28 protein-coding genes are annotated in these 25,516 nt (G+C 45.3%); 22 read left to right on the plus strand and 6 right to left on the minus strand.

The genetic code is table 11. From position 1 onward, the window contains the following. Positions 1–5: 5 nt before the first annotated feature. From B9T20_RS02610 to B9T20_RS02620, 3 genes are all read right to left on the minus strand, one after another. Complete coding sequence (locus B9T20_RS02610) at positions 6–3,254, minus strand: AAA family ATPase (RefSeq protein WP_094489688.1); 3,249 nt, start codon at positions 3,252–3,254, stop codon at positions 6–8. A gap of 3 nt (positions 3,255–3,257) precedes the next feature. Continuing rightward, the gene (locus tag B9T20_RS02615; RefSeq protein ID WP_094489689.1) at positions 3,258–4,499 is read right to left on the minus strand and encodes an exonuclease SbcCD subunit D C-terminal domain-containing protein; all 1,242 of its coding nucleotides are present in this window, start codon (positions 4,497–4,499) and stop codon (positions 3,258–3,260) included. Between the two features lie 131 nt (positions 4,500–4,630). Next, a complete protein-coding gene (locus B9T20_RS02620) occupies positions 4,631–4,879 on the minus strand; it encodes a hypothetical protein (RefSeq protein ID WP_018122342.1) in 249 nt (82 codons plus the stop codon). A gap of 379 nt (positions 4,880–5,258) precedes the next feature. On the opposite strand from B9T20_RS02620, the gene B9T20_RS02625 reads away from it, so the two are divergent. From B9T20_RS02625 to dctM, 3 genes are all read left to right on the plus strand, one after another. Then, entirely contained in the window at positions 5,259–6,206 is a 948-nt protein-coding gene (locus B9T20_RS02625) for a TRAP transporter substrate-binding protein (protein WP_233491531.1), read from the plus strand. A gap of 138 nt (positions 6,207–6,344) precedes the next feature. Further along, positions 6,345–6,953, plus strand: a complete 609-nt coding sequence (locus B9T20_RS02630; RefSeq protein WP_304440689.1) for a TRAP transporter small permease — start codon at positions 6,345–6,347, stop codon at positions 6,951–6,953. 1 nt (position 6,954) lies between these two features. Further along, positions 6,955–8,238 carry a C4-dicarboxylate TRAP transporter large permease protein DctM gene (gene dctM, locus B9T20_RS02635; RefSeq protein WP_094489692.1) on the plus strand — a complete coding sequence of 428 codons (1,284 nt, stop codon included), beginning with the start codon at positions 6,955–6,957 and terminating at the stop codon, positions 8,236–8,238. A 50-nt stretch (positions 8,239–8,288) separates the two neighbouring features. Here the strand turns inward: dctM and tehB are convergent, their stop codons facing one another. Continuing rightward, positions 8,289–8,888, minus strand: a complete 600-nt coding sequence (gene tehB / locus B9T20_RS02640; RefSeq protein WP_094489693.1) for a tellurite resistance methyltransferase TehB — start codon at positions 8,886–8,888, stop codon at positions 8,289–8,291. Between the two features lie 84 nt (positions 8,889–8,972). After that, a complete protein-coding gene (locus tag B9T20_RS02645; protein WP_094489694.1) occupies positions 8,973–9,986 on the minus strand; it encodes a cytochrome-c peroxidase in 1,014 nt (337 codons plus the stop codon). A 155-nt stretch (positions 9,987–10,141) separates the two neighbouring features. On the opposite strand from B9T20_RS02645, the gene serS reads away from it, so the two are divergent. The 12 genes from serS (at position 10,142) to B9T20_RS02705 (ending at position 20,384) form a co-directional block, all read left to right on the plus strand. Continuing rightward, positions 10,142–11,413: a serine--tRNA ligase gene (gene serS, locus B9T20_RS02650; RefSeq protein WP_094489695.1), complete on the plus strand. Its 1,272-nt coding sequence runs from the start codon at positions 10,142–10,144 to the stop codon at positions 11,411–11,413. Positions 11,414–11,444: 31 nt separating this feature from the next. Then, positions 11,445–11,696 (plus strand): YfhL family 4Fe-4S dicluster ferredoxin, encoded by a 252-nt coding sequence (locus B9T20_RS02655; protein ID WP_008314217.1) that lies wholly within the window; start codon positions 11,445–11,447, stop codon positions 11,694–11,696. A 7-nt stretch (positions 11,697–11,703) separates the two neighbouring features. Continuing rightward, positions 11,704–12,696: a L,D-transpeptidase family protein gene (locus B9T20_RS02660; RefSeq protein ID WP_094489696.1), complete on the plus strand. Its 993-nt coding sequence runs from the start codon at positions 11,704–11,706 to the stop codon at positions 12,694–12,696. A 16-nt stretch (positions 12,697–12,712) separates the two neighbouring features. Next, positions 12,713–13,912, plus strand: coding sequence for a tyrosine--tRNA ligase (gene tyrS, locus B9T20_RS02665; protein ID WP_008314215.1), 1,200 nt, complete (start codon positions 12,713–12,715; stop codon positions 13,910–13,912). Between the two features lie 15 nt (positions 13,913–13,927). Further along, positions 13,928–14,251: a ferredoxin FdxA gene (gene fdxA, locus B9T20_RS02670; RefSeq protein ID WP_018122349.1), complete on the plus strand. Its 324-nt coding sequence runs from the start codon at positions 13,928–13,930 to the stop codon at positions 14,249–14,251. Between the two features lie 3 nt (positions 14,252–14,254). Further along, entirely contained in the window at positions 14,255–15,220 is a 966-nt protein-coding gene (gene rsgA / locus B9T20_RS02675) for a ribosome small subunit-dependent GTPase A (RefSeq protein WP_233491506.1), read from the plus strand. A gap of 162 nt (positions 15,221–15,382) precedes the next feature. Continuing rightward, positions 15,383–16,525: an ABC transporter ATP-binding protein gene (locus B9T20_RS02680; RefSeq protein WP_094489698.1), complete on the plus strand. Its 1,143-nt coding sequence runs from the start codon at positions 15,383–15,385 to the stop codon at positions 16,523–16,525. Positions 16,526–16,551: 26 nt separating this feature from the next. Next, the gene (locus B9T20_RS02685; protein WP_094489699.1) at positions 16,552–17,571 is read left to right on the plus strand and encodes an ABC transporter permease subunit; all 1,020 of its coding nucleotides are present in this window, start codon (positions 16,552–16,554) and stop codon (positions 17,569–17,571) included. Between the two features lie 8 nt (positions 17,572–17,579). Then, positions 17,580–18,386, plus strand: coding sequence for an ABC transporter permease (locus B9T20_RS02690; protein WP_094489805.1), 807 nt, complete (start codon positions 17,580–17,582; stop codon positions 18,384–18,386). An 18-nt stretch (positions 18,387–18,404) separates the two neighbouring features. Then, positions 18,405–19,418 carry a hypothetical protein gene (locus B9T20_RS02695; protein WP_094489700.1) on the plus strand — a complete coding sequence of 338 codons (1,014 nt, stop codon included), beginning with the start codon at positions 18,405–18,407 and terminating at the stop codon, positions 19,416–19,418. 88 nt (positions 19,419–19,506) lie between these two features. Further along, a complete protein-coding gene (locus tag B9T20_RS02700; protein ID WP_094489701.1) occupies positions 19,507–19,827 on the plus strand; it encodes a helix-hairpin-helix domain-containing protein in 321 nt (106 codons plus the stop codon). Then, positions 19,827–20,384, plus strand: a complete 558-nt coding sequence (locus B9T20_RS02705) for a GspH/FimT family pseudopilin (protein ID WP_094489702.1) — start codon at positions 19,827–19,829, stop codon at positions 20,382–20,384. Before B9T20_RS02700 ends, B9T20_RS02705 begins: the two co-directional genes overlap by 1 nt. Here the strand turns inward: B9T20_RS02705 and B9T20_RS02710 are convergent. Next, positions 20,381–21,478, minus strand: coding sequence for an AI-2E family transporter (locus tag B9T20_RS02710; RefSeq protein WP_369907428.1), 1,098 nt, complete (start codon positions 21,476–21,478; stop codon positions 20,381–20,383). The genes B9T20_RS02705 and B9T20_RS02710 overlap by 4 nt on opposite strands. 97 nt (positions 21,479–21,575) lie before the next feature. Here B9T20_RS02710 and B9T20_RS02715 point away from each other — a divergent pair, with 97 nt between their 5' ends. The 7 genes from B9T20_RS02715 to lipA are packed head-to-tail and all read left to right on the plus strand — an operon-like array spanning position 21,576 to position 25,513. Continuing rightward, complete coding sequence (locus B9T20_RS02715; protein WP_094489704.1) at positions 21,576–21,890, plus strand: hypothetical protein; 315 nt, start codon at positions 21,576–21,578, stop codon at positions 21,888–21,890. A gap of 12 nt (positions 21,891–21,902) precedes the next feature. Continuing rightward, positions 21,903–22,175, plus strand: coding sequence for a rhodanese-like domain-containing protein (locus B9T20_RS02720; protein ID WP_094489705.1), 273 nt, complete (start codon positions 21,903–21,905; stop codon positions 22,173–22,175). A gap of 10 nt (positions 22,176–22,185) precedes the next feature. Continuing rightward, positions 22,186–22,626, plus strand: a complete 441-nt coding sequence (locus B9T20_RS02725; protein WP_094489706.1) for a transposase — start codon at positions 22,186–22,188, stop codon at positions 22,624–22,626. Then, positions 22,626–23,258 carry an RnfABCDGE type electron transport complex subunit B gene (locus B9T20_RS02730; RefSeq protein ID WP_094489806.1) on the plus strand — a complete coding sequence of 211 codons (633 nt, stop codon included), beginning with the start codon at positions 22,626–22,628 and terminating at the stop codon, positions 23,256–23,258. Before B9T20_RS02725 ends, B9T20_RS02730 begins: the two co-directional genes overlap by 1 nt. 26 nt (positions 23,259–23,284) lie before the next feature. Continuing rightward, positions 23,285–23,917 (plus strand): endonuclease III, encoded by a 633-nt coding sequence (gene nth / locus B9T20_RS02735; RefSeq protein WP_094489807.1) that lies wholly within the window; start codon positions 23,285–23,287, stop codon positions 23,915–23,917. After that, positions 23,914–24,570 carry a lipoyl(octanoyl) transferase LipB gene (gene lipB / locus B9T20_RS02740; protein ID WP_094489707.1) on the plus strand — a complete coding sequence of 219 codons (657 nt, stop codon included), beginning with the start codon at positions 23,914–23,916 and terminating at the stop codon, positions 24,568–24,570. Before nth ends, lipB begins: the two co-directional genes overlap by 4 nt. After that, positions 24,554–25,513 (plus strand): lipoyl synthase, encoded by a 960-nt coding sequence (gene lipA / locus B9T20_RS02745; protein ID WP_094489708.1) that lies wholly within the window; start codon positions 24,554–24,556, stop codon positions 25,511–25,513. The genes lipB and lipA overlap by 17 nt, the downstream gene beginning before the upstream one ends. Positions 25,514–25,516: the final 3 nt, after the last annotated feature.

The following is a 25,516-nucleotide window of genomic DNA, read 5'->3' on the forward strand; positions in this document are numbered from 1 at the left end:
TTCAATTAACTCATTAACGAGGAATCAAGTTTAGTACATCCCGGGCCAATAATGATACTTTTTCCACCATTTTTTGGCTGAATTTGGATCTGTGTCGTGATTCGCTCTTTTAATGCGGAGACATGAGAGATAATGCCGATGAGTTTGCCTTCCCCATGAAGCCCTGCCAATAATGACAAAGCTGTATCCAGCGCATCTTCATCGAGCGTGCCAAACCCTTCATCTAAAAAGAGTGAATCCACACGCACCGTTTGGCTAGCCATTTTAGATAAACCGAGCGCCAGCGCTAAACTGACAATGAAACTCTCTCCGCCAGATAAATTTTTCGTTGAGCGCACCTCGCTCGCCTGATAATTGTCAATCACATTGAGTTGCAATGCCTCTTTTTCATCGCGCACCAATAAATAGCGATCCGACATTTTCATGAGCTCTTGATTTGCTTGGCGCACCATTAATTCAAACGTGAGCCCTTGGGCAAAGGTGCGATATTTTTTGCCATCGGCCGAGCCAATCAGATGATTCAGTGCTTGCCACTGCGCGAGAATTTTCCGCTGCTCGTCTATGGCTGCTTGTGCTTCTGCCATGGTGGTTTTTGCATCTGCATTGCGCTTTAATGTTGCTTGCAAACTGCCAAGCTTTTGATTGATCTCATCCATTTTGCTCTGCTGCGCCTTGAGCATTGCCTGTAATGCATCGATTGACTCTGTGGTGCATTTGTGTGCCATCATCTCTGTCAATCGCTCCTCTGCATCCACCAAGCGCGTGTGATTTTCCTTCGCTTGATCATTCAGCGCCTCGGATTGTACCTGCAGTGCCAAACGTTCAGCTTTCGGTAGCATTGCTGCCATCACAGCATCTTCGGATGCAAATCCCAACGCATTACATGCAGTGCTCAAATCATCATTCAGCGCTGTCAACTTCAATGCATGCGATTGCATCCTTTGAGTCAAATCCATCATGCGCGCTTCTAAGCGCATCAGTGCTGCCTGCGCCTGTTGATGTTCGTCTTTGGCCGCATCAAGCGTCGTTTGATGCGCCGTTAAAGCTGCATGCCATTTGCTCTTTTCGAGGGCGACATCGGCATCCCCAAAAAGATTTTGCCGAATGGAGAGCTTTTCATCCTGTTGCCCTTGCCATGTTGTCAGCGTTCGTTCAAACTCTGTCAACCGTTCAACATGCACGGTTTTCTGGCTCATCAACACACTCAACTCTGCCTGTAATGCTTGTAATTTCTCAGCTGCATCGTTTAATGTTGTCTTGGCAGTGCACCAGTCTGCTTTGCGCGCATTTAATTGCCTCAATATCGCTTTGCGATCTGTATCATTTTGCACAAATGGACCCGTTTTGACTTGCCAAAGCTCGACATCATCCGCCCATGTTTGCTCTAGAACTTCAAGTTCGGCCGCACTTTTATCCATATCCTTTTGTGCATGCATCACCTCTAGTTCGAGCATTTTCAATTCAGCTTCTGCTTTTTGAAGATCACCATTGATGCTCTGAAGCTGTTTTTCCGCCTGCTTCACCGCCGCTGCGGCCACTTCAATGTCATCCATGATTTGAGTGATGCGCATAATGTGTTGCTCGGCCTCATTCATCGGCAAGGCTTCTGTCACAAATGGATGCGTGGTTGAGCCACACAGCGGACACGGCTCATCTCTCTTCAAGCGCGCACGCGCCGCTTCATAATTGTGAATGGCCGCATGAAAGGATTGCTCGCGCAGCCAATGCTCTTTCTCACGTTGATAATCTTTAAGGGTTTGTCCATTTTGTAGCGTTTCAAGCGCCGCTTGGGCCATTGTAACTTGGGACGCCGCTGCTGTTTTGTCTGATTTTTTTTCCTCAATGACTTTAATGTGATTGGACAATTGCGCTTGTAACTCATCACGTGCCGCCGTCTGTTCAGCATGCGCCTGTGCCAAAGCAATCCGCTTTTGATCATGATCCTCTAAGCGATCATAAAGGGTACCAATGTGCGGCAAAATCTCCACTAAAGCCGCATCCTCAGGATGCGCCTCTAAATGTGCGCGCCAGGCTTCACATTGATGGTTGATTTGGTCAATGTTCTCTGTCATGTCCACAATCTTTGCTGTTAAATCCGCCACAGCCCGCTCTTCATCTGTTTTCTTGGCGTTGGTGCTGACCATTTGATCCTCAAGGACATCTATGGCCAGATCAAGGGCTTGGACTTGATCCCACAACGCCTCTTTGTCAGCGCGTGAAGATTGCCATGCTGCAAGTGCGGCCGCTGCAGCCTGAATCTTTTGTTGATGCTGTTGAACTGCGGCTTGATGAAGGGGCAATGCTTCTGTCTGCTGCTGAAGATCCTGTGCATCTAGATCATGCTCTTTTCTCAGCTGACGAAGGTGCTCAAGTTTATCTTCTAGTGTTGCCGCTTTCAGCGCTTGATTAAGGCGCGTTTGTTTGGGCTCAAATGCCGCAGCCTGCGCTGATATGCGCAATGCTTCTGCTTGCAATGCCTCAATGTTTGCTGTGAGCGCTTGGTGTTCCTGTTGCCAATCAATCGCCGCTTGCGTGCGGGTAATCTCTGCTTTTAACGTTGCATCATCATGTTCGCATGCATGAATCTCTGATTGAAGATGCGCCTCATCTTCTGGGCTAAGCAGCTGCACAGCATCCACCGATGCTGCTAATCGTGCAAAAGTACGCTCTTCTTCCCGCATGCGATTAAAAACGCCTTTGGAGATCTCTGCGTAAATCTCTGTCCCCGTCAATTGCTCTAAAATTTTGGACTTCTCATCACAGCTTGCTTTTAAAAAACCATCAAACTGCCCTTGTGCCAACAAAATAGAGCGCGTAAAACGCTTAAAATCCATGCCTGTTTTCTCTTCAACAACGGCAGGCACTTTACTGCGTTTACTCTCTAAGATGTTCCCTTTCTCATCGCTGATTTCGTGGCGCGGATCTTGCAAGGCACCGGTCACAGATTTACGGGCACGGCGCTGATCAAAGCGACATAAAAACTCGCCCGCCTGCGAGAGAAAGCGCACTTCTGCATAACATTCGCTGGTGTGCCGACTCATGATCTCATTGTCTGTTTTGGTGATGCTGCCAAGGCGCGGCGTTTGCCCATAGAGCGCTAAACAAATGGCATCTAAAATGGTGGATTTACCAGCGCCCGTTGGGCCTGTTAAAGCAAAAATACCATGGGTTTGATAAGCATCATCCGTGAAATCAATGTGCCATTCGCCTTGTAGGGAATTTAAATTTTTAAAACGTAATTCTAAAATTTTCATGCATTACTCCGCGTTTCGATCATCTTCATTGAGCGTGCGCACCACTTCTTGGTGCAATGCCCGCAACGTTTCTCCCGCTTCTGGCGAAACATCTGCAGCACTTAAACAGGCTTCAAACACATCCTCAACGCTCAATGATTCAAGCGAAACAACGGCATCTTGCGCCACCTGCATGACATGATTCAACACTTGCTGATTTTTGATGCGCACAATGGTCAACAAAGAGCCGGCAACATACGCTTCTAATCGATTGCGTAAATCCCCAACGATGGCATTGCCGGTGTATTCAATTTCAAGCCACACGGGTTGTTGCATCTCCCTTAAAGCATCGAGTCGCGCTTCTATGGTGTCTAAATCACCACTGATGCGTTCTAATGCCTGAAAGCGCGGAATGGGCAAAAGGGAAATCGTTGCATTTCGTCCCACAAACTCAATGATCACCACTGATTTATTCTGTTTTGCCTCCCCAAAGCCCATGGCAATCGGCGAGCCTGAGTAACGAATGTGTTCACATCCCCCCACAATTTGCGGCACATGTAAATGTCCTAATGCCACATAATCTAACTCAGTGGGAAATGCTGCAACATTCACATAAGCAAGATTGCCCACATACAGATCCCGCACACCATCGCCTTCTAGAGTTTCACCCCCTGCGGCAAACAGATGCCCCATTGCCACAATTGGAATCTCTTGATGACCGGCAGCAGCGCATCTACTTTGCTCAGCAATCGCTAAATCCGTCACCGCTTGATAGTGGTTTTGAATGCCGGTGATCAGCGCACGATTTTTATCCTCAAGGCTCTCTCCGGCGGTCACAATGCGCATGTCTTTATCTCGCAAATAAGGCACAGCACACACAATGAGTTCTGGCTCATTGTTGTGCCTCAACGTGATCACCTCATCAGATAACTGATCACTCACTTGCCCAACCACATGCACATTCAGGGTTTTCAACAGGGCTTGCGGCGCATTTAAAAATGTGGGGGAATCATGATTGCCTGCCGTGATCACAACGTGTCGACAATGGGTGCGCGAGACTTGATGCAAAAACTTATAATACATCGTCTGGGCGCGATTGCTCGGTAAACTGGTGTCAAACACATCGCCCGCGATCAACAATACATCGATGCATTCGCGCTCGATCGTCTCGATCATCCAGGCTAAAAACTGTTCAAATTCCGCATGGCGCTTTTGCCAATATAAGGCGCGCCCTAAATGCCAATCGGCTGTGTGAAGGATTTTCATTGTCAATTCAATTCATTTATGGTTGGTATACTCATAGTATTCCCGATTTTCTAGCCACAAGCAACGGTTAACCGGCAGACACAAAAAAGCCAGCATTACGCTGGCCTTTTGATCACAACGGTGAAAGAGCACTATTCCTCTTTTTGCCATTGATCACCGAGCAATTGCTCTTGAATGTTTTTCACAAACTCTTCTAAGTCTGCGCGTGTCATCTCCATGTGGGAGCCATAACGTTCATTTTCAATCGTGGTAATGTGCGCGATGACGAATTGATCATCACCCTCTTTTACTAAACTGAATTCTTCACCTTCCTTGTCCATGCATTTATAACTCACCATCTGGACATTCTTATAAATCAAGTTCTTATTCAGTTCTGTCATAATTAACCCCTTACTTCTGTTGAAAAATGAAGGGGTGATTATAACTGTAATTGATGCAAAATTAAATTTTATTTCCACATGATGTGGCCAAATGTCAGATTTTAGCAAATTTTATCCGGTAAATTTTGCACATGGCATTTTCAACTTACAAAGTAACTACGAAATTTTTTCATATACCTATTCTCATTTCTATAAAGCTATGATATCGTCCATTGATGTGGCTCATAAAAAAAATTAATGATAAAAAAGTTAGCCATATGTAGTGAATTGATAGATTGACGAAAAAATTTTAGGATGATGGAGTACCAATATGAATACGTTAGTGCGCTCTTTAATGAGCCGAGTGATTGCCCCTGCTGTGTTTGCTTATGGCAGTTTGATGAGTTTTGCCGCCGCGCAAACCGATGAACCCATTGTGATTAAATTCTCCCACGTTGTGGCAGATTCCACGCCAAAAGGCCAAGGTGCGCAGCTCTTTAAACAATTGGCCGAAGAACGTTTGCCAGGCAAAGTGAAAGTTGAAGTGTATCCAAACTCATCACTTTATGGCGATGGTCAAGAGATGGATGCGCTATTGCTCGGGGATGTGCACATTCTTGCGCCCTCTTTAGCGAAATTTGAGCACTATCAAAAGAAAATCCAACTCTTTGATTTACCTTTTTTATTTGACGATATGGCAGCCCTTGATCGCTTTCAAAACAGTGAGGCCGGTCAAAGTTTATTAACAAGCATGACAGACAAAGGCATCACAGGTTTGGCATATTGGCACAATGGTTTAAAACAATTATCCGCCAATAAACCCCTTCGCACGCCAAAAGATGCGCGTGGCCTTAAGTTCCGTGTGCAGGCTTCTGCTGTGTTAGAAGAGCAATTTAAAGCCCTACGCGCGAATCCTCGTAAAATGGCATTTGCTGAGATGTATCAAGGCTTGCAAACGGGCGTTGTGAATGGTGCAGAAAACCCATATTCAAACATCTATTCACAAAAAATTCATGAAGTGCAAAAGAACATCACAGAGTCTAACCACGGTACACTCGATTACATGGTGATTACCAATACAAAATTCTGGGATGGTTTACCAGAAGATGTGCGCACTGAGCTTAAAAACATCCTCAACGAAGTGACGGTTGAAGTCAATGCACAAGCGAATGCTTTAAATGATGGCGCTAAACAGAGCATCCTAGATGCTGGCACAACTGAAATCATCACATTGACGCCAGAAGAGCGCGCTCAATGGCGTGATGCTGTGCGCCCTGTATGGAAAAAATTTGAAGGTCAAGTGGGCGCTGATTTGATTCAAGCGGCAGAACAATCAAACAACCCATAAGATTTCAAGCGGTTTAAACATGAGCCCCTTTGCGAAGGGGCTTGTCTTGTTTAAGCCCATCAGCGATCGAACGAGGACACTATGTTGATCAATATTTATCGATTCATGGACAAAGCGTGGCAAAAAATAGAGGTGTTTATGATGGTTTTCATCCTCACTGCCATGACTTTGGTCACATTTATCTACACCATGCTGAACAATCTCTACATGCCTTTTTATAAAGTGGCAGATTGGTTGGCAGGGGATGAAGCTTCAAAACTTGAAGATTTTTTCTTAGATGCAGGCGACTTTATGATGGAAGCTGCGAGCACATTCAGCTGGTCAAATGAATTCACAAAGGCTTGCTTTGCCTGGCTCATTTTCTTTTGTATGTCTTATGGCGTGCGCATTGGCGGACACATTGGTGTCGATGCACTCGTTAAAGTTTTCAACAATAAGGTGCAACGCTTTTTAGCGTACATGGGTTTAGGCGCATGTTTGCTCTATGGCGGCATCATGCTTTACGCGAGCATGGAATGGGTGTTGAACTTTTATAATCTTGGCACGTTGGCCGAAGGCTTAGATCGCTTTGGCATTAAGCGCTGGCAGATCTCCATGATTGTGCCATTGGGCTTTTTCTTGTTGATGTGGCGTTATTTAGAGATCGGTTATTTAGTTGTGACTCATAAGCAAAACTCATTGGGACTTGCAGATGAAGCGGCCGATGCCATTGATGAATTTAAGAAAAATCAAGAGCAAGGAGCTTAACATGACCATTTTATTCTTATTTGTACTGCTCTTTGTTTTAATGTTGATTGGTGTGCCGGTTGCCATCTCTTTAGGCTTATCAAGCGCATTGACCATTATGTTCTTTAGCCCTGATTCGCCAAGAAGCTTGGTGATCAAAATGTTTGAAACCTCAGAACACACCACGCTTTTAGCCATTCCCTTCTTTTTAATTGCTGGGGCATTTATGACCACAGGCGGCGTGGCACGTCGTTTGATTGACTTTGCCAACACCTGCGTTGGGCACATTCGCGGCGGTTTAGCCATTGGTTCAGTCTTGGCATGTATGCTCTTTGCGGCGCTCTCAGGCTCAAGCCCTGCAACGGTTGCCGCTGTGGGTTCAATCGCCATTGCTGGCATGGTGCGCTCTGGTTACCCGAAAGAATTTGGCGCCGGCATCATCTGTAATGCCGGTACGCTTGGCATCCTCATTCCGCCTTCCATCGTGATGGTTGTGTATGCGGCGGCAACGGAGCAATCTGTGGGTAAAATGTTCATCGCAGGGATTGTACCCGGTGCATTGCTAGGCGTGGCACTCATGGTGGCGATCTACATTGTGGCACGCATTAAAAAGCTCCCTGCTCAGCCGCGCGTCAGTTTTAAAGAGTGGATTATCTCCTTTAGACGCGCAATGTGGGGTTTACTCCTCATGGTGATTATTTTGGGTGGCATCTATTCTGGCATGTACACGCCCACAGAAGCTGCGGCTGTTGCGGCTGTGTATTCTGCGTGTGTCGCACTCTTTATCTATAAAGATATGGGCATTCGTGATTTTCCTAAAGTGATGCTTGAATCTGGCAAAATGACGGTCATGTTGATGTTCATCATCGCCAACGCCATGCTCTTTGCCCATGTGCTCACCACTGAGCAAATTCCGCAAATCATCGCAGAATGGGTGACAGCGCAAGGTTTATCACCTTGGATGTTTTTAGTGATCGTCAATATTGTCTTATTAGTGGCCGGCAGCTTTATGGAGCCATCAGCGGTGATTTTGATTTTAGCACCCATCTTTTTCCCGATCGCCACAGAGCTTGGCATTGACCCGATTCACTTAGGGATCATCATGGTGGTGAACATGGAAATTGGTTTAATCACGCCGCCCGTTGGGCTCAATCTCTTTGTCACATCCGCAGTCACGGGCATGCCCATCACACGCACCATTCGCGCTGCGATGCCTTGGTTGTTGATTTTACTCTTCTTCTTATTACTGATTACGTACATTCCGGCCATTTCGATGACATTGCCGAATTTACTGCAAGTGAATTAATCAACATCCATCAAAAAAGCCGCAGCAATGCGGCTTTTTTATACAGTCATTTATGCAGTGCGTTGCGCAAGCATCGTGGCAAATTGTAATTTGACGCGGTTGCCATCTTTATCTAAGCGGTGCAATTCGCCGACTTCTTCATTGTATTGCAAAATTTCCCAATCTTTATAATAGTCTTGCAATTCACCCTCTTTAAAGGTGAAGGAGAAGCCTTGATCACACGGATATTTTTCTGTATCCATCGCAGAGACAATTAAATTATAACCACCCGCACGCGTGTGCGTCTGCATGTTTTCAATGATGGCAGGCACGCGATCGGCTTGCAGAAACATAAAGACAACCGTTGAAAAAATAAAATCATACATGCCAGTAATATTCGCGGTATTGATGTCATACTCAGCTGCATCGATGCTGGTGATGTGTTCTTTTGCCATCACATCCTTTAAAAAATCGATGCTGCGTGGATTCACATCACGCGATGTCATCTCAAAGCCTAAAGAACTTAAAAATAGGCTGTTGCGCCCTTGCCCGCAGCCAAGATCAAACGCCGTGCAAGGCGTGATCAGTTCAGCGACTTTGACAACGTCTGTGTGCGGCATCGTTAAGCCATAGGTGGTGTGAAAATAATCAATGGGATATTTTGCATTCATGATGGGCTCCTGTGGGATAAGTTTAATAATGGTAACAAAAAAGCGCACCTCAGTGCGCTTTTCTCATCCATTCAAATATTATACTTATTTTTCAAATGGTTGTGGCTTTGGTGTGTCATTGATAGAAGGTGGCAAAATGGGCAGCATGATTTGTGGCTGCTCACCGGTTAAGGTTTTTAAGAATGCCACAATGTTGCTCACTTCTTCGGGCGTGTAATTGCGTCTTAATTGTAAGCGCCCCATGATTTCAACAGCTTCTTCTAATGTCGCCGCTTCCCCATCATGAAAATAGGGATAGGTTAATTCAACATTGCGAAGGGTTGGAACTTTAAATAAAAAGCGATCAGCATCTTTACCCGTCACTTCTATGCGGCCTTGAGCAGGATTGTCTGTCACATACTCTTCTAATAAGCCCATTTTTTGAAATGAAGATCCACCCACATTCACGCCATTGTGACACGCCACACAACCAGAGGTTTTAAAGAGCTGATAACCGGCCAATTCTTGCTCTGTCAATGCATTATCATCGCCTTTGAGCCATAAATCAAAACGCGCATTTGGCGTCACCAATGTCTCTTCAAAAGCGGCAATCGCATCTGTGATTTGATCAATATTAATTGAATCATCCCCATACACAGCTTTAAAATCTGTCACATAACCTGGAATGGCTTTGATCACTTCCACCGCTAAATCATGCGTAAAGGCCATCTCTTTGGGGTTGGCAATCGGGCCACCGGCTTGTTCTTTTAAATCTTTCGCACGACCATCCCAAAACTGCGCAATGTTAAAACGTGAGTTTAAAACAGTGGGTGAATTGATGGGGCCTTCTTGCCAATTGTGGCCAATCGATGTTTTTAAGTTGTCACTGCCGCCCATTGATAAGTTATGGCATGAGTTACAAGAGATGAAACCTGATTTTGATAAACGTGGATCAAACCAAAGCTGCGCCCCTAATGCCACTTTTGCAGGATTTTCGACAACTGCAGGCTCTACAGGTTTAATGATGCCATCGCGTTTAACGTCCGCCATTGCACTGCCCACAAAAATGGATAAAGAGACAGTCACCGCTGCCCATAATGGATTGAAACTTTTTCGCATATTACGCTCCCTACTTCGTTGTGTGTCACAAATGCCAAAAGAGTCTACCCGATTTGCCAACCTTTCGATAATCCCCCTGATTTTCGGTTTTGTGATTACACTTTTTTTTAGCTATAATGAACGGTATTTTAATCAATATTTTTAAGGGATCGTCAATGATAGACATTCAAATGCTGCGTCACAATATTGATGAAGTGGCAGAGCGTCTGAGCACGCGTGGTTTTACGTTAGATAAAGCACAATTTATCGAATTAGATGAACAACGTAAGAAACTGCAAGTAGAAGTTCAAGAGTTACAAAATGCCCGCAACGTCAATGCAAAACGCATCGGTCAAGCGAAGGCAAAAGGCGAAAATATTGACGAAATTTTAAAGGAAGTGTCGAACAATTCCGCGAAATTAGAAGCCTTACAAAAAGAATTAAATGTCGTTTTAGATGACATCAATCAAATTTTAATGGCGGTGCCAAACTTACCGGATGCCTCTGTGCCCGTCGGTAAAGATGAAAATGACAACGTCGAAGTGCGCAGATGGGGCACGCCACGTGAATTTAGCTTTCAACCGAAAGATCACGTAGAACTTGGTAGTAACAATGGCGGCATTGATGCAGAAGCCGGCGTTAAAATTACTGGTTCTCGCTTTGCAGTGCTGCGCGCAGGCGTTGCACGTTTACACCGTGCATTGGCGCAATTTATGCTCGATTTACACACAGAAGAACATGGCTATACTGAGCTCAATGTGCCGATGATTGTCAATGGCGACAGTTTACGCGGCACCGGTCAATTGCCAAAATTTGGTGAAGATCTCTTTAAACTCACGGGCGAGGATGAATATTATTTGATTCCGACGGCAGAAGTGCCTGTGACAAACTTAGTGCGCGGTGAAATCGTCCCTGAAAGTGATCTACCGTTACAATTTGTGGCACACAGCGGCTGCTTTAGATCAGAAGCCGGCAGCTATGGCCGCGATACGCGCGGTTTGATCCGCATGCATCAGTTTGAAAAAGTGGAAATGGTGCATTTAGCACACCCTGAAAAATCGTTTGAACAATTAGAGTTGATGACGCGCCACGCCGAAACTGTATTGGAAAAATTAGGCTTGCCTTACCGCACCATCGTATTGTGCACAGGCGATATGGGCTTTGGTGCCACAAAAACCTATGACATTGAAGTGTGGTTACCAGGTCAAGAAAAATACCGTGAGATCTCCTCTTGCTCTAACTGCTTAGATTTCCAAGCCCGCCGCATGCAAGCACGTTTCCGTAACAGCGAAACCAACAAACCTGAATTGCTTCACACCTTAAATGGTTCGGGTTTAGCCGTTGGCCGCACATTGGTTGCAGTAATGGAAAACTATCAAGAAGAAGATGGTAGAATACGCATCCCTGAAGTATTGGTTCCCTATATGAATGGTAAAACCTACATCTAATGCGTAACATTGGCGATAAGGAGAGTTTATTATGGCACTAGAAATTAATGATGAATGCATCAACTGTGATGTGTGTGAACCTGAATGCCCAAATGAAGCCATTTCAATGGGTGAAGAGATTTACATCATCAATCCAAACCTTTGCACAGAGTGCGTCGGTCACTTTGACACACCACAATGTATGGAGGTTTGCCCAGTTGAATGTATTGAGAAAGATCCCGCACATGCCGAAACAAAAGATGAGTTGATGGCAAAATACGAACAACTTCAAGCAGGAAAATAATCGCTATATGAAAAAAGCTCATTTAGTTACCCTTTTTGTCACACTTGGATTATTCAGCAGTCAAACCTTTGCTCGTCAATATCCGATGCCTGAAAAAGGCTCCGATGTTGTGGGTTATACCGAAATTGTCTACCCTGAACCTGGCGAATCTTTCGTTGATTTAAGCGTGCGCTATGAAGCGGGCTATGATGAGCTTAAATGGGCAAACCCAAATGCGAATTATTGGACGCCATCTCCACAGATGCCCGTGATTCTACCCTTTGAGTACATTTTGCCAAAAGGCAAACGCTCAGGGATTGTCTCGAACATTCCGGAGATGCGCACCTATTTCTTCCCAAAAGATGGCGACACTGTGTATGTCTATCCTGTGGGCGTTGGCCGCATGGATTGGAAAACGCCGTTAGGCTCTTGGAAAATCACCCGCAAACAAGAAGCGCCGGCTTGGTATCCGCCAGAAAGCATCCGTCGTGAACACCAAGAGATGGGCAAAGGTACATTGCCTGCGGTTGTGCCGGCGGGACCAGACAATCCACTTGGCAATCACGTCCTTCGCTTAAACTTACCAAGCTATCTTTTACATGGCACCAATGATGTCACTGGCATTGGCATGCGTGTCACACATGGCTGCATGCGCTTTTTCCCACAAAACATCGAAGAGCTCTACAGCATTGTGCCCACGAACACCGAAGTGACCTTCATCAATGAACCCGTGAAAGTTGGCTTTAAAGGCGATGAGCTCTTAATTGAAGTGCATCCACCTTTAGAAGAAGACAACTTAGACACACAAGGTTTAAAAGAGATTGCTTATCGCTTATTAGCAGAGCATCAAAACAACCCAAATATTCAAATGGTGGACCCGCGTATGATTGATCTTGCGATCGAGAAGATGTCTGGCCTACCAACACACATTGGTCAAAGAATTGACCCTAACACTCACAATCCTCAGCCACACAAAGACAGTGGCAGTGCAATTAATATTGACTGGGATAAATTTAAATAAATATCAGGAGAATTTGATGGCATCTATCGAAGAAAGTTTAGCGCTGCTTGAGCGCGGAACTGACGAAATCATTTCAATTGAAGGTTTAACTGCAAAGTTAAAAGAAAACCGTCCGCTTCGAATCAAAGTGGGTTTTGACCCGACTGCACCTGATCTTCACTTAGGCCACACTGTTGTCATCAATAAAATGAAGCATTTCCAAATGTTGGGACATCAAATTCATTTCTTAATTGGTGACTTCACAGGCATGATTGGCGATCCCTCTGGTAAGGATACAACGCGTAAGCCATTGACGCGTGAACAGGTCGTTGAAAATGCGAAAACCTATCAAGAACAGATCTTCAAAATTTTAGATCCTGCCCTCACAAAAGTGGTGTTCAACTCTTCTTGGTTAGGAGAATTAGGCACAGCCGGCATGATTCAGTTGGCCTCTCACTATACAGTGGCGCGCATGCTTGAGCGCGATGACTTTGAAAAACGCTATAAAAACCATCAACCGATTGCTGTTCATGAGTTCATCTATCCTTTATTGCAAGGTTATGACTCTGTGCATTTAGACATCGATGTTGAATTGGGCGGTACAGACCAAAAATTCAACTTATTGGTGGGCCGTGATCTTCAAAAAGCTTATGGCAAAGCACAACAATCTGTGATCACCATGCCGCTTTTAGAAGGTTTAGATGGCGTCAACAAAATGTCTAAATCCCTTGGCAACTACATTGGTGTGGATGAATCCCCCATTGAGCAATTTGGTAAACTCATGTCTGTGTCTGATACATTGATGTGGCGCTACTTTGACCTATTGAGCTTTGAGTCCTCAGCAACCATTGAAGGCTACAAAAAAGCAGTGGCTGAAGGCATGAACCCACGCGATGTGAAATTCTTATTATGTCAAGAGATCATTTCTCGTTTCCATTCACAAGAAGCATACGAAATGGCACACCGTGATTTCATCGAGCGCTTCCAAAAGGGTAATTTGCCTGAAAACATCGAAGAGATGACCATCAGTGCCCCTGATGGCGAAATTCAAATCGCTGCATTATTAAAAGAAGCAGGCTTGGTCTCTTCTGTGTCTGAAGGCAACCGCTCCATCGATGGTGGCGCTGTGCGCATCGATCAAGAGAAAATCTCTGATCGTGGTCTTAAAATTGCCAAAGGCACAACGGCGATTTTCCAAGTGGGTAAACGCCGCTTTGCTAAAATTACCGTGAACTAGTTGTAAGAGGTTATCATGACTTTCGTTGTTACCGAAAACTGCATTAAATGCAAATATACTGACTGTGTTGAAGTGTGCCCTGTGGATTGCTTCCATGAAGGCCCAAACTTTTTAGTCATCGATCCTGAAGAGTGCATTGACTGTACTTTATGTGAACCTGAGTGCCCTGCAAATGCCATCTTCTCTGAGGATGATTTGCCAGCAGATCAAGAGCAATTCATCGAGATCAATGCAGAATTGGCCCAAGTGTGGCCGGTGATCACGCAGATGAAAGATCACGCCGATGATGCAAAAGATTGGGATGGCAAGCCTAATAAACTCGAATTATTAGAGCGTTAACCCATGGCGCGTCGATTAACTAAAAAGCAGCACGAACGGATTTCTAACAAGAAAGTCGAGCAGATCGACGCGTTAAAAAATCTTGACCCTGACGCTCTCTTTAAAGGGAGAGTCATCGCTCAGCACGGACCGCATTTGATGGTGGAAGATGAAGCGCATACGCTCTATCAAGCGAACATTCGCCAAAATCTTCCCACCATCGTATGTGGTGATTATGTTTATTGCACCTTTGAAAATGAGATTCCGGTGGTTTTGCAGCTCATTGAGCGCACCAATGAATTGGCACGCGTCTCTTACGGGCAGCGTAAAAAGCTCATTGCCGCCAATTTAGATCAGATTTTCATTGTGATTGCGCCCAAACCTGAGCCAAGCCCTTCCCTCATTGACCGCTATTTGATTGCCATCAAAGCCTTTGACATTCCAATGGGCATCATCATCAATAAAGCAGACATGATTGATGAAGAGAGCGATTTCTCATTCATCGAAGAGTATCAGCAGGCCTTTGACATTGATATCTTATTGACCTCGCAAGATGATCCCGATTCCATCGCCACATTGCAAGCGGCACTGAAGGACAAAACCTCCATTTTCGTGGGGCAATCGGGCGTCGGTAAATCTTCGTTAACCAATGCGGTGATTCCAAATTTATCCCTGCAAACCCAACGCATCAGCGCCACAACTGGCCTTGGCAACCACACCACATCCGCAACAACCCTCTATTATTTAAATGATCATGAAGGCGCCTTGATTGACTCTCCCGGCGTTCGCAGTTTTAATGTGGATCATTTAACCATCGAGTCTATCCACAATGGCTTTCCGGATGTTGTGCGTTTTACGCGCCAATGTAAGTTTAGCAATTGTAACCATTTACAAGATCCGGGCTGTGCCGTTGCTATGGCGATTGAGGAGAATTTACTCTCTGAACGCCGCGTTGATAGCTACCTGCAAATTCTCAGAAGTTCAGGCTAATTTTGCTTGATGTTTGCCGCAATCACTATACAATACGTGTCCTTTATATCGATATAAATTATATTATTCAACGAGCGGCAGCACTCAAGATTCTTCTGAACAAAAAGATTGCAACCAATCGCCTTGATCTTTCACTTAACGGTACTGAATTAAGGAGCTGTGATGTCACCGATTCTTACAAAAAAATCTTATGAGCCTTGGCGCGATCCAAACTCTGTCCCCTACATTGAAATCATTGATTTAGTCAAAGTCTTTGATGAATACATCGCGGTTAATAACATCTCGTTAGACATTTACCAAGGGGAGTTTTTCTCTCTGCTTGGGCCTTCTGGCTGTGGTAAAACCACGCTTTTGAGAATGTTGGCCGGCTTTGAAACGCCCACATCTGGCAAAATTTTATTAGATGGCGAGGACATTTCCCTCATTCCGCCTTATGAGCGCCCCATCAATATGATGTTCCAAAGCTATGCACTCTTTCCACACATGACGGTGGAAGATAACATCGCCTTTGGACTCAAACAAGAAAAAGTCGCCAAGCCTGAGATCAAAAAACGTGTGGATCAAATGCTTGAATTGGTGCAAATGAGTAAATTTGCCAAGCGTAAACCGCATCAATTGTCTGGCGGACAGCGTCAGCGCGTTGCCCTTGCCCGCAGCATTGTAAAAAAACCCAAATTATTGCTCCTAGATGAACCCTTAGGCGCCTTAGATAAACGCCTGCGTGAACAGACACAATTTGAGCTCATGACCATTCAAGAAGAGCTTGGCATCACCTTTGTGATCGTCACGCACGATCAGGAAGAGGCCATGACAGTTTCTAGCCGCATTGCCGTGATGGACAGCGGTGAGCTTGTGCAAGTGGCCACACCCACAGAAATCTACGAATATCCAAACTCCCTATATGTGGCAGAGTTTGTGGGCGATGTGAACATTTTTGAAGGTGTGATTGCCGATCTCTCCCCCATTCACACGACCGTCAATAGTTTTGAAGTGGATACGCCGCTCATCTGTAATCAAGGGGTTGGCGCTGTGGTGGGTTCACAAGCTTGGATTGCCGTACGCCCTGAAAAGCTCGACATTTCCCTAACGCCGCCTGAGAACACGCAAAGCAACTGTATGATGGGCGAAGTGTGGGACATCGGTTATTTAGGTGACATGTCCATTTATCATGTCAAAATGGACAATGGCAAAATGATCACTGCCGCCCAAATGAACCACAGACGTGCAGTTGAGCTCCCCATCAATTATGAGGACCGTGTTTACGTCAGCTTTGATGCTGACTCTGCCGTTGTTTTGATTTCATAGAAATCACAATGACTTAAGGAGATCACATGAAACATCCCCAACAACAGTTGGGCTCGATGTCCGGTCGCGCCGCCGAATGGATGTCGCGCCTGAACTTCGTGCACCGCAATCTCATGCGCTTTTGGCTCTATCGTCAATGTTTGAGCCTATTTAACAGCAGCCGTGTCATCATTGGCATTCCCTATTTGTGGCTGTTTTGCTTTTTCATCATTCCCTTTTTGATCATTTTACGCATCAGCTTCACAGAAGCAGAAATTGCCTCACCGCCGTACACCGAAGTGCTCAATTGGGTGGAAGATGGCATTTTAGAGATCAAACTCAATTTTCAAAATTACATTGCCCTTTGGCAAGATGACATCTATATTTCTGCCTATTTAAGCAGCATTAAGATTGCCATCATCTCCACATTTTGTACCTTTTTAATCGGCTTTCCGATTGCCCTTGGCTTATCTCGCTTGCCGAAAAAATGGCGTTTATTTGGCCTGATGATGGTGATTTTGCCCTTTTGGACCTCATTTTTGATCCGCATATATGCATGGATGACGATTTTATCGCCATCGGGCGTTTTGAATAATTTCATCAACTTTGTGGGCCAAGGCATTGGCTTGATTGATCCGGCATCGCCCGTACAACTTCAGCTCCTTGGCACAGAATTTGCGGTGTATGTGGGGATTGTTTATTGCTATTTACCCTTTATGATTTTGCCCATTTACGCCACGCTGGACAAAATGGATCATACATTGGTGGAAGCGGCGCTCGATTTGGGTTGCCCGCCTTTAAAAACCTTTTGGGTCATCACTGCGCGCATTTCACTGCCGGGCATTTTAGCGGGCTGCTTTTTGGTCTTCATCCCTGCGATGGGGGAATTTGTCATTCCCGATCTCCTTGGCGGTTCAGATGTGCTCATGATTGGTAAAGTGCTCTATGATACATATTTACAAGGCATGGATTTACCGCTTGTGTCTGCCATTTCTGTGTCGCTGTTGTTATTGGTGATTTTGCCAATCTATTTATTCCAGCGCATTCAACAAAAGCAATTTGAGTAGAGGTGAGCATGCAGCAATCTTTGACCCGTTTTAATAAAATCTCCCTAGTGCTGGGCTTTGCCTTTTTGTATGTACCAATTCTCATTTTGATCGTCTATAGCTTCAATGAATCGAAGTTGGTGACGGTTTGGGGCGGATTTTCCCTTAAATGGTATCCTGAGCTTTTTAAAACCAAAGGCTTATGGGATGCCACCAAAACAACCTTATGGCTTGCCATTTTCACCTCAACCTTTGCGGTGATCCTTGGCACGATGACCGCATTTGCCCTGGTGAAATTTAAACGCTTTCGTGGGCGCGTGCTCTTTTCTGGCATCACTTATGCACCGATGGTCATACCTGAAATCATCATGGGCACTTCCCTTGCCCTCACCTTCTTAGCGCTGAACATCAGCAAAGGCTTTTTCACCATTTTACTGGCCCACATCACATTTACGATGTGCTATGTCACCGTAGTGATTCAGTCGCGCCTCATTGGCTTTGATCGTCACATTGAAGAAGCCGCGATGGACTTAGGTGCCGATCGCTTTAAAACATTTCTCTACATCACGCTGCCGATGATCATGCCGGGCATTGTCTCCGGTTGGCTGCTCTCCTTTACGCTCTCACTGGATGATTTAATCATCGCAACCTTTACAACTGGTCCTGGGGCAACCACATTGCCCATTTGGATCTACTCAAAGGCGCGTTTAGGCATCAGCCCGAACATCAATGCATTATCCACCATCATCATTGGCGTTGTGGCGACAGTGGTGCTTTTGGTCACGTTATACGCACAACACAAAGAGAAAAAAGAAAAACAGATCGACCCATCATAATCATCAGAGGATAGAAGAATGAAAAAATTATGGCTGCTTTTACTGTTCAGTTTACCGATGCAAAGTGGATGGGCGGAGGCTTTATCGCCCCTACAAACGGAGTTTAAAGAGAGCTTAGCACTGCGTTTTACCCATGATCAATTTGACAATCTCATGGCCAGCTATCGACAAGAACTGCACAGCACACAGCAACAGCTGATGCGCATCGAGCGATTAATGGAACGTGAAAAAAACAGCGCACCAGCAGGCTTAGCGGTGTATACATTGCCCTTTCAGCTCATTCCACCTCAAGTGTTTCATCAAGCGTTGCGCTCTTATGCGGACAACATTACAGTGACCAAAATTCAGCGTCCGCAACGCACAGAGGTGATTTTTCATTTCCCACCTTTAGATAAAAACATCAGCAATGCTTTTAGTCGTTATCACTTAATGGTGCCTAAAATCACTGTCACTTCCGTACTGCTCTCTAATGGCCAAGTGCTGACTGTCAATAAAGTCATCTCGAGCAATGTTGGTGAACAATCCTTATCCCTACCGACAAAAGATGCCACAATTTTAAAAATCAACCTGACCCTTGATTATCAAATTCCGGAAAATGTTCAAAGTTTTACCCTCACGAAACTTGACCCCGTTAAAGATGGCGTGCGTTGGATGCCATCGGCCGATCATGTGGTGGTGCTTGAACTCAATGAACGCATTGCCAATGAGATCATCTACATTGATGGGCAAAACAGCGCGGGTAAAACCTTGGCCGCAGAACAAAATGATCGCATCAATAATCCCAATGAAATTGCCATTTTAAAGGCACGCATTGCCCTCTATCGTGGTTTATTAGAAGCAGTAAATGCTAAGACTGTGCGAAATAATCAAGAAGCGCTGGATCATCTTGTCACACATGCAGAAAATTTATTAATGCTGCAAAGTGATCCACGCCGCGAATTGGTGCGTGTGTTTAGCCATCCAATCAGTACTGTGACGGTGTATAAAGTGGGCAATGCGATGGATAAGCAGTACAATTTCGCCCTTTATTAATTTATATTCTTAATACATCTTTTCATAACTTAACATTTTTGTTAAAAATAAATCTCCTTTTGATCCTTTATCTAGAAAAGGGGGTTGTATGAAACGTTTATTACAATGTTTAACGGCTGTGGGTTTACTCTGTTCATGGTCGGCATTTGCGTTGCCTGTGAATCTCAATACAGCAGATGCGAACACCATTAGCGCAGAAGTCAAAGGCATTGGACCAGCTAAAGCCGATGCCATTGTTAAATATCGCACAGAAAATGGTGAATTCAAAAGCATGGATGATCTCTTGAATGTACCTGGCATTGGCCCAAAAGTGGTTGACCAGATCAAAGAGCAAGTGATCTTCACTGAAGTTGTACCCGATGCGCCAGCACCACAAGCGGCACCGGATGCAACGCCAGCACAATCCTAATGACTCGGCCCACCAATGGCACACACAAGGGCGTCACGCTCCTTGAACTAATTGTCTTGGTGGGCATTTTAAGCATCATTGCGCTGTTTAGCCTGCCGACTTTCTCCCCCATTTTTGCACGCCGACAATTACATGCAGCCCTTGTCACATTAGAGCAAGACCTGCGGTTTGCAAAACTCACCAGCAATCATCAAAAACAGACCATTTCCATGTGCATTTCCAAAGATCGGCGCACTTGCATCACCACGCCCACGCGCGATTGGCGCCAAGGTTGGATCATTTTTACAGATCCAAATGGCACCTTCAATCCTTCTCCTGAAGACATTTTACGAAGCCGTGCCAGCTTTGATCCACAGCTGCACATCTTGAGTACACAAACCATTTTGCATGGTTTATCCTTCAATACGGGCAAACGCAACAATAAAGGGCTTGGCACCGGGCTTGCAAATGGCTCATTTACCGTCTGCCATCACCAAGTGCCCACCACTTATAAAATCATCTTAAATATTTATGGCAGAACCCGTACAGAAAACCTAGATGGCAGCTGCACCAATTAATTGGAGGCATCAGTTTTTCCTGTATAAAACTGACTGTGTGTATACGCTTTATAAGCTTCTCTTAACCCCACCATTAACACAGCACACACCGGCAATGCCAACAAAATCCCGAAAAAGCCAAAGAGCGTGCCACCTGCCATCAACGCAAAAATCACCGCCACAGGATGCATGCCCAATTTATCCCCCACCAATTTTGGCGTCAATACAAAGCTTTCTAGCAATTGGCCAATGGCAAACACAATGCCCACCAAGATCAGCAATTTATAATCATGTGTTTGAAACCAAGCCATCGTTAAGCCAACCACAATGCCGGTGGATGCACCCAAATAAGGAATGAAGCTGATTAAACCTGCCAACATGCCCACCAATAAGCCCAACTCTAACCCCACCAATGTCAGGCCTAAGCTGTACACAAGTGCTAAGGCAAACATCACCGACAATTGCCCACGCATAAAACTGCCAAGCATTTCGTTGGCATCGGTTAAAAAGTTCAACACACGATCACGTACTTTTAAAGGTATCAAAGTGCCCAATTGATGATTGATCAATTGCCAATCTCGCATGAAGTAAAACGTCAGCATCGGGATCAAAAAGAGGCTCGTTAAAAAACCGATGATCATCATCGTTGATGAGGTCAAAGAACTGATCACTTTACGCAGCGTCTCGCCAATCATGCCACCATAATTGCTGAGCGCTTCTTGCACCGTGGCAAAGTTGAGTTTGACAAACTCAGGCGATAACTCTTTACCATAGGGTTTTAAAATGTGCTCTTGCACCCAACTGAACACCGCTGGTAAACGATTTAAAAAGACGATCACCTGATTGATGAGCATCGGAATCAAAATAAGCAACAACATCAATAAAATGATCGTAATTACGGTAAATACGATGGTCACCGCCCACATGCGAGATAGATTGGTAAAGCGGCTTTGCAGCTTCATCACAATGGGATTGCCAATGTAGGCCAAACCAAAGGCGATCAAAAATGGGGTCAAAACTGGGCGCAACATAAAGATCAGCCATCCAAAAAATAGGATGCATAACCATAAGATGATTTGTCGATTTGTCAGCAGGCTCATACGTTCCCTTATCATTTATGAATGTTACGGCTCATTTTACATCAAAAGTATGCCAATGGACCGTTTTTAAAGTACAATGAGCCACTCATTTTTAAATAGGAATTTTTTGATAGTGCGTAAATTGTCAAAAAAATTAATTGCCCCGCTCTGGCTCATGAGCGCTGTGTTCATCAGTGCCCATGCTGAAGAGAACACCCCGCCTGATCTTAATGCCAAGATCGGACGTTGGGTTGAAGATGGCCCAGCCATCAAAGAATTTCCCGTCTGTTATCAGCTTTGGAAATGCGAAAACAGTCAGCCCACTGCAGGTGAGTCCATTTTATTGCCAAAGGGCGAATGGGGTCTTTGCAGCAATTATGCTGAAGTTTCTGACAATCAAGTGTGCACTCAATGTGCAGCGCCACCTCCCCTTGAAGTTTGTGAATAATGGGCCATCCATATGTTGTATTTAATAGACGTTCGTACCACTGAAGAGTTTAATGCTGGGCATTTAGATGATGCCATCCACATCGATTACCGTGAAATCCTCCATCGAATCGATGAAGTGACCACCGATAAAGATGCAGAGATCCACCTTTACTGCCGCTCTGGCGTGCGCTCTGCGATTGCAGCACAATTGTTGCACAGTCGCGGTTATTATCGCGCCCTCAATATTGGTGGTTATGAAGCGCTCAAAGCGCACCTTGAAGCTCAACAATCATATCAAGAATAAGGAAGAAATCATGAAAGCCTCTCTTTTCGCTGTGCCTGTTGCCCTCATTTTAACAGCCTGTGTTTCCACAGAGCCTGCAACGCAAGCCCCCGCAACGATCGATGCTGCGCCAACTGCCAAAGCCGCCCTGACCGATCAACATTGGACAACGCGTTTGCCAGATGAAAAAATGGCCCTTCGCAGCTGCATTCTTGCAGATAAAAACATCAATGCCATCCTCTACCTAGAAAAATCAGACAAAGCCACAACTTTGGTGGTGGAAGAGAAAAATGGCGCGGTGAAAAATTGCGTGGTCAGCACAAATCAAAAAGCCAAATTATTGCCCTTTGAAGATCAATTGCCTTCGCACATCGTGCGCTTTTATCCTGTGGGTAAAAAATTGGGCGCTTGTACCAAACCTGCTGCCCTTAAAGATGCAGACAATCGCTTAATGGGAACTGTGTGCCAGTGATGAGTTTAGTTCAACAAATTGATCAATTGCTCCCTCAAACCCAATGTGAACAGTGCGGATTTGAGGGTTGCTTGCCTTATGCAAAAGCCTTAAGTGAAGGTGAGTCTGACATCAATCGCTGCCCACCGGGCGGCGAACCTGTCATGCGCGCCTTAGCGCAATTGCTCGATCGCCCTGAAAAAGCGATTGATCCTGACTGTGGCACACCATCGCCCATTCACACCGTTTACATTGATGAAACCCTGTGCATTGGCTGCACAAAATGCTTACAAGCCTGTCCGGTTGATGCCATTGTGGGCGCAAAGAAAAAGATGCACACCATCATTGCCAGTGAATGCACCGGTTGTGATCTTTGCATTCCGCCGTGTCCGCTCGATTGTATTCACATCGTGCCAAGCCAAGAAGAGAATTTGCCGGCCATCGGTTTATCCCCTGAGCAAAAGATTCGTGCGGCCAAATCAAGAGCGCGCCACGAAGCCCGTCAAGCACGCAATGCCAATCGCACCACCATCACAAAAACGCTCCCTCCACAAGAGAAAACGCTGGCCAATCGTTCAAGCGATGCCGATATGCTGTCCCTCATTGCCATGGCCAAAGCGAAAACTCAAGCAAAACACACAAAGCGAGATTAATCATGGCTAAGTTGTATCAACGGCAAATGACTAAAGAGGAAATTCGTACCTTTTTTGAGATTTTACGAAGTGACAACCCACATCCCACGACAGAATTGATCTATTCCACGCCTTTTGAACTGTTAGTGGCGGTACTTTTATCCGCCCAAGCCACTGACAAAGGCGTCAATAAAGCCACCGTTCCCATGTTTAAAGTGGCCAATACACCAGAAGCATTAGCAGATTTGGGCATAGAAGGCATCAAAGGCTACATTAAAACCATTGGTTTATTTAATACCAAAGCTGAAAACCTCTACAAAACCTGCGTCATTTTGCGCGATCGTTTTAACAGCGTAGTGCCAGATAATCGACAAGACCTTGAATCCCTTCCCGGCGTTGGGCGCAAAACCGCCAATGTGATTTTAAATACTGCCTTTGGTCAACCCACCATGGCAGTGGATACACACATTTTTCGTGTGGGCAATCGCACAGGCTTAGCCCCCGGCAAAGATGTGGTGGAAGTGGAGCAAGCGCTCCTTAAAAAAATCCCCAAAGAGTTCATGCTCGATGCGCACCATTGGCTCATTTTACTCGGTCGCTATGTATGTGTGGCACGTTCGCCGAAATGCGCTGCGTGCCTTGTGTACAACCAGTGTCAATTTAAGGAAAAAACTGCATGATCATCAAAGACTTAGGAATAACAGATTACGCACCTGTTTTTCATGCCATGCAATCTTTTACCGATGCGCGCGATGAGGATACAGAAGATGAGTTTTGGATCACTGAGCATCACCCTGTTTTCACACAAGGTTTAGCGGGCAAAAGTGAGCACATTTTGCAATTGAGTGACATTCCAATTGTCCCCACAGATCGTGGCGGACAAGTGACATATCATGGACCACGCCAGCTCGTGTTTTATCCGTTGCTGAACATTAAAAAACATCGCCTCTCCCCGCGCCCGCTTGTCAGTTTATTAGAAAATACCACCTTAAAAGTATTAAAAGAGCTTGGCATTGAGGCGTATGCCAAACCTGATGCACCAGGAATTTATGTGGATCATCATGGTGAATCCCATAAAATATCCTCCCTTGGCTTAAGAATTCGCAAAGGGTGTTGCTACCACGGATTGGCACTGAATGTGGACATGGATTTAACGCCGTTTGGTTACATTAATCCTTGTGGTTATCAAGGCTTAAAAATGATCAACGTGAGTGATTTAAACAAAAACTTTGATTTTGACATGATAAAATCGAGGTTCATAGAGTATTTTACCGCAGGCTTTACAGCGCTTGTGGCACAATCATCAAGGAGAGAAAATGGCAACGAATCATAAACCTGTACAAGGTGAAAAATTAAGAGGCGCTGATAAGGTTGCTCGCATTCCCATTAAAATTGAACCCACGACCCCTGAAACCCGTTTAAAAAAACCATCTTGGATTCGTGCAACGTATTCTGGTGGCAAACGTGTGATGGAGCTCAAAGAGATTTTGCGCGGTGCAAAACTTGCCACCGTTTGTGAAGAAGCCGCCTGCCCAAATCTTGGCGAATGCTTTGGCAAAGGCACCGCAACCTTTATGATCATGGGCGCAATCTGTACACGCCGCTGTCCATTTTGTGATGTGGGTCACGGCCGCCCAAATCCTTTAGATCCTGAAGAGCCCAAAAACCTTGCCGAAACAGTGGCCGCAATGTCCCTTCGCTATGTGGTGATCACCTCTGTGGATCGCGATGATCTACGTGATGGCGGCGCACAACACTTTGCCGATTGCATCACAGAGGCGCGTGCAATGAATCCTGATCTTAAAATCGAAATCTTAACGCCAGATTTCCGTGGCCGCATGGATGTGGCGATCGAAATTTTGGCCAATACGCCGCCAGATGTGTTTAACCACAACATGGAAACGGCGCCACGCCTGTATAAAGCAGCGCGCCCGGGTGCAGATTACCAATATTCATTGGATTTATTAAAGAAATTTAAAGCCCAATGTCCAAGCGTGCCTACTAAATCAGGTTTAATGGTGGGACTTGGTGAAACCGATGAAGAGATTTTAGAAGTCATGCGTGATCTTCGTGCCCACGATGTGGACATGCTCACCATTGGTCAATATCTGCAACCAAGCCCACATCATTTACCGGTGCTGCGCTATGTGACGCCTGAAACCTTTGCCATGTACAAAGAAGAAGGCTTAAAAATGGGCTTTAAAGAAGTGGCCTCAGGCCCAATGGTGCGCTCTTCTTATCATGCGGACATTCAAGCCTCTTCATTAATCTCATAAGGA

The organism is Wohlfahrtiimonas sp. G9077 (assembly GCF_002252155.1).
In the GTDB taxonomy this organism is placed as follows: domain Bacteria; phylum Pseudomonadota; class Gammaproteobacteria; order Cardiobacteriales; family Wohlfahrtiimonadaceae; genus Wohlfahrtiimonas.

Excerpts from the sequence above, each read along its gene's own strand:
- B9T20_RS02610 (WP_094489688.1), bottom strand. The coding sequence starts at position 3,254 with ATGAAAATTTTAGAATTACGTTTTAAAAATTTAAATTCCCTACAAGGC.
- B9T20_RS02615 (WP_094489689.1), bottom strand. The coding sequence starts at position 4,499 with ATGAAAATCCTTCACACAGCCGATTGGCATTTAGGGCGCGCCTTATAT.
- B9T20_RS02620 (WP_018122342.1), bottom strand. The coding sequence starts at position 4,879 with ATGACAGAACTGAATAAGAACTTGATTTATAAGAATGTCCAGATGGTG.
- B9T20_RS02625 (WP_233491531.1), top strand. The coding sequence starts at position 5,259 with ATGAGTTTTGCCGCCGCGCAAACCGATGAACCCATTGTGATTAAATTC.
- B9T20_RS02630 (WP_304440689.1), top strand. The coding sequence starts at position 6,345 with ATGATGGTTTTCATCCTCACTGCCATGACTTTGGTCACATTTATCTAC.
- dctM (WP_094489692.1), top strand. The coding sequence starts at position 6,955 with ATGACCATTTTATTCTTATTTGTACTGCTCTTTGTTTTAATGTTGATT.
- tehB (WP_094489693.1), bottom strand. The coding sequence starts at position 8,888 with ATGAATGCAAAATATCCCATTGATTATTTTCACACCACCTATGGCTTA.
- B9T20_RS02645 (WP_094489694.1), bottom strand. The coding sequence starts at position 9,986 with ATGCGAAAAAGTTTCAATCCATTATGGGCAGCGGTGACTGTCTCTTTA.
- serS (WP_094489695.1), top strand. The coding sequence starts at position 10,142 with ATGATAGACATTCAAATGCTGCGTCACAATATTGATGAAGTGGCAGAG.
- B9T20_RS02655 (WP_008314217.1), top strand. The coding sequence starts at position 11,445 with ATGGCACTAGAAATTAATGATGAATGCATCAACTGTGATGTGTGTGAA.
- B9T20_RS02660 (WP_094489696.1), top strand. The coding sequence starts at position 11,704 with ATGAAAAAAGCTCATTTAGTTACCCTTTTTGTCACACTTGGATTATTC.
- tyrS (WP_008314215.1), top strand. The coding sequence starts at position 12,713 with ATGGCATCTATCGAAGAAAGTTTAGCGCTGCTTGAGCGCGGAACTGAC.
- fdxA (WP_018122349.1), top strand. The coding sequence starts at position 13,928 with ATGACTTTCGTTGTTACCGAAAACTGCATTAAATGCAAATATACTGAC.
- rsgA (WP_233491506.1), top strand. The coding sequence starts at position 14,255 with ATGGCGCGTCGATTAACTAAAAAGCAGCACGAACGGATTTCTAACAAG.
- B9T20_RS02680 (WP_094489698.1), top strand. The coding sequence starts at position 15,383 with ATGTCACCGATTCTTACAAAAAAATCTTATGAGCCTTGGCGCGATCCA.
- B9T20_RS02685 (WP_094489699.1), top strand. The coding sequence starts at position 16,552 with ATGAAACATCCCCAACAACAGTTGGGCTCGATGTCCGGTCGCGCCGCC.
- B9T20_RS02690 (WP_094489805.1), top strand. The coding sequence starts at position 17,580 with ATGCAGCAATCTTTGACCCGTTTTAATAAAATCTCCCTAGTGCTGGGC.
- B9T20_RS02695 (WP_094489700.1), top strand. The coding sequence starts at position 18,405 with ATGAAAAAATTATGGCTGCTTTTACTGTTCAGTTTACCGATGCAAAGT.
- B9T20_RS02700 (WP_094489701.1), top strand. The coding sequence starts at position 19,507 with ATGAAACGTTTATTACAATGTTTAACGGCTGTGGGTTTACTCTGTTCA.
- B9T20_RS02705 (WP_094489702.1), top strand. The coding sequence starts at position 19,827 with ATGACTCGGCCCACCAATGGCACACACAAGGGCGTCACGCTCCTTGAA.
- B9T20_RS02710 (WP_369907428.1), bottom strand. The coding sequence starts at position 21,478 with ATGATAAGGGAACGTATGAGCCTGCTGACAAATCGACAAATCATCTTA.
- B9T20_RS02720 (WP_094489705.1), top strand. The coding sequence starts at position 21,903 with ATGTTGTATTTAATAGACGTTCGTACCACTGAAGAGTTTAATGCTGGG.
- B9T20_RS02725 (WP_094489706.1), top strand. The coding sequence starts at position 22,186 with ATGAAAGCCTCTCTTTTCGCTGTGCCTGTTGCCCTCATTTTAACAGCC.
- B9T20_RS02730 (WP_094489806.1), top strand. The coding sequence starts at position 22,626 with ATGAGTTTAGTTCAACAAATTGATCAATTGCTCCCTCAAACCCAATGT.
- nth (WP_094489807.1), top strand. The coding sequence starts at position 23,285 with ATGACTAAAGAGGAAATTCGTACCTTTTTTGAGATTTTACGAAGTGAC.
- lipB (WP_094489707.1), top strand. The coding sequence starts at position 23,914 with ATGATCATCAAAGACTTAGGAATAACAGATTACGCACCTGTTTTTCAT.
- lipA (WP_094489708.1), top strand. The coding sequence starts at position 24,554 with ATGGCAACGAATCATAAACCTGTACAAGGTGAAAAATTAAGAGGCGCT.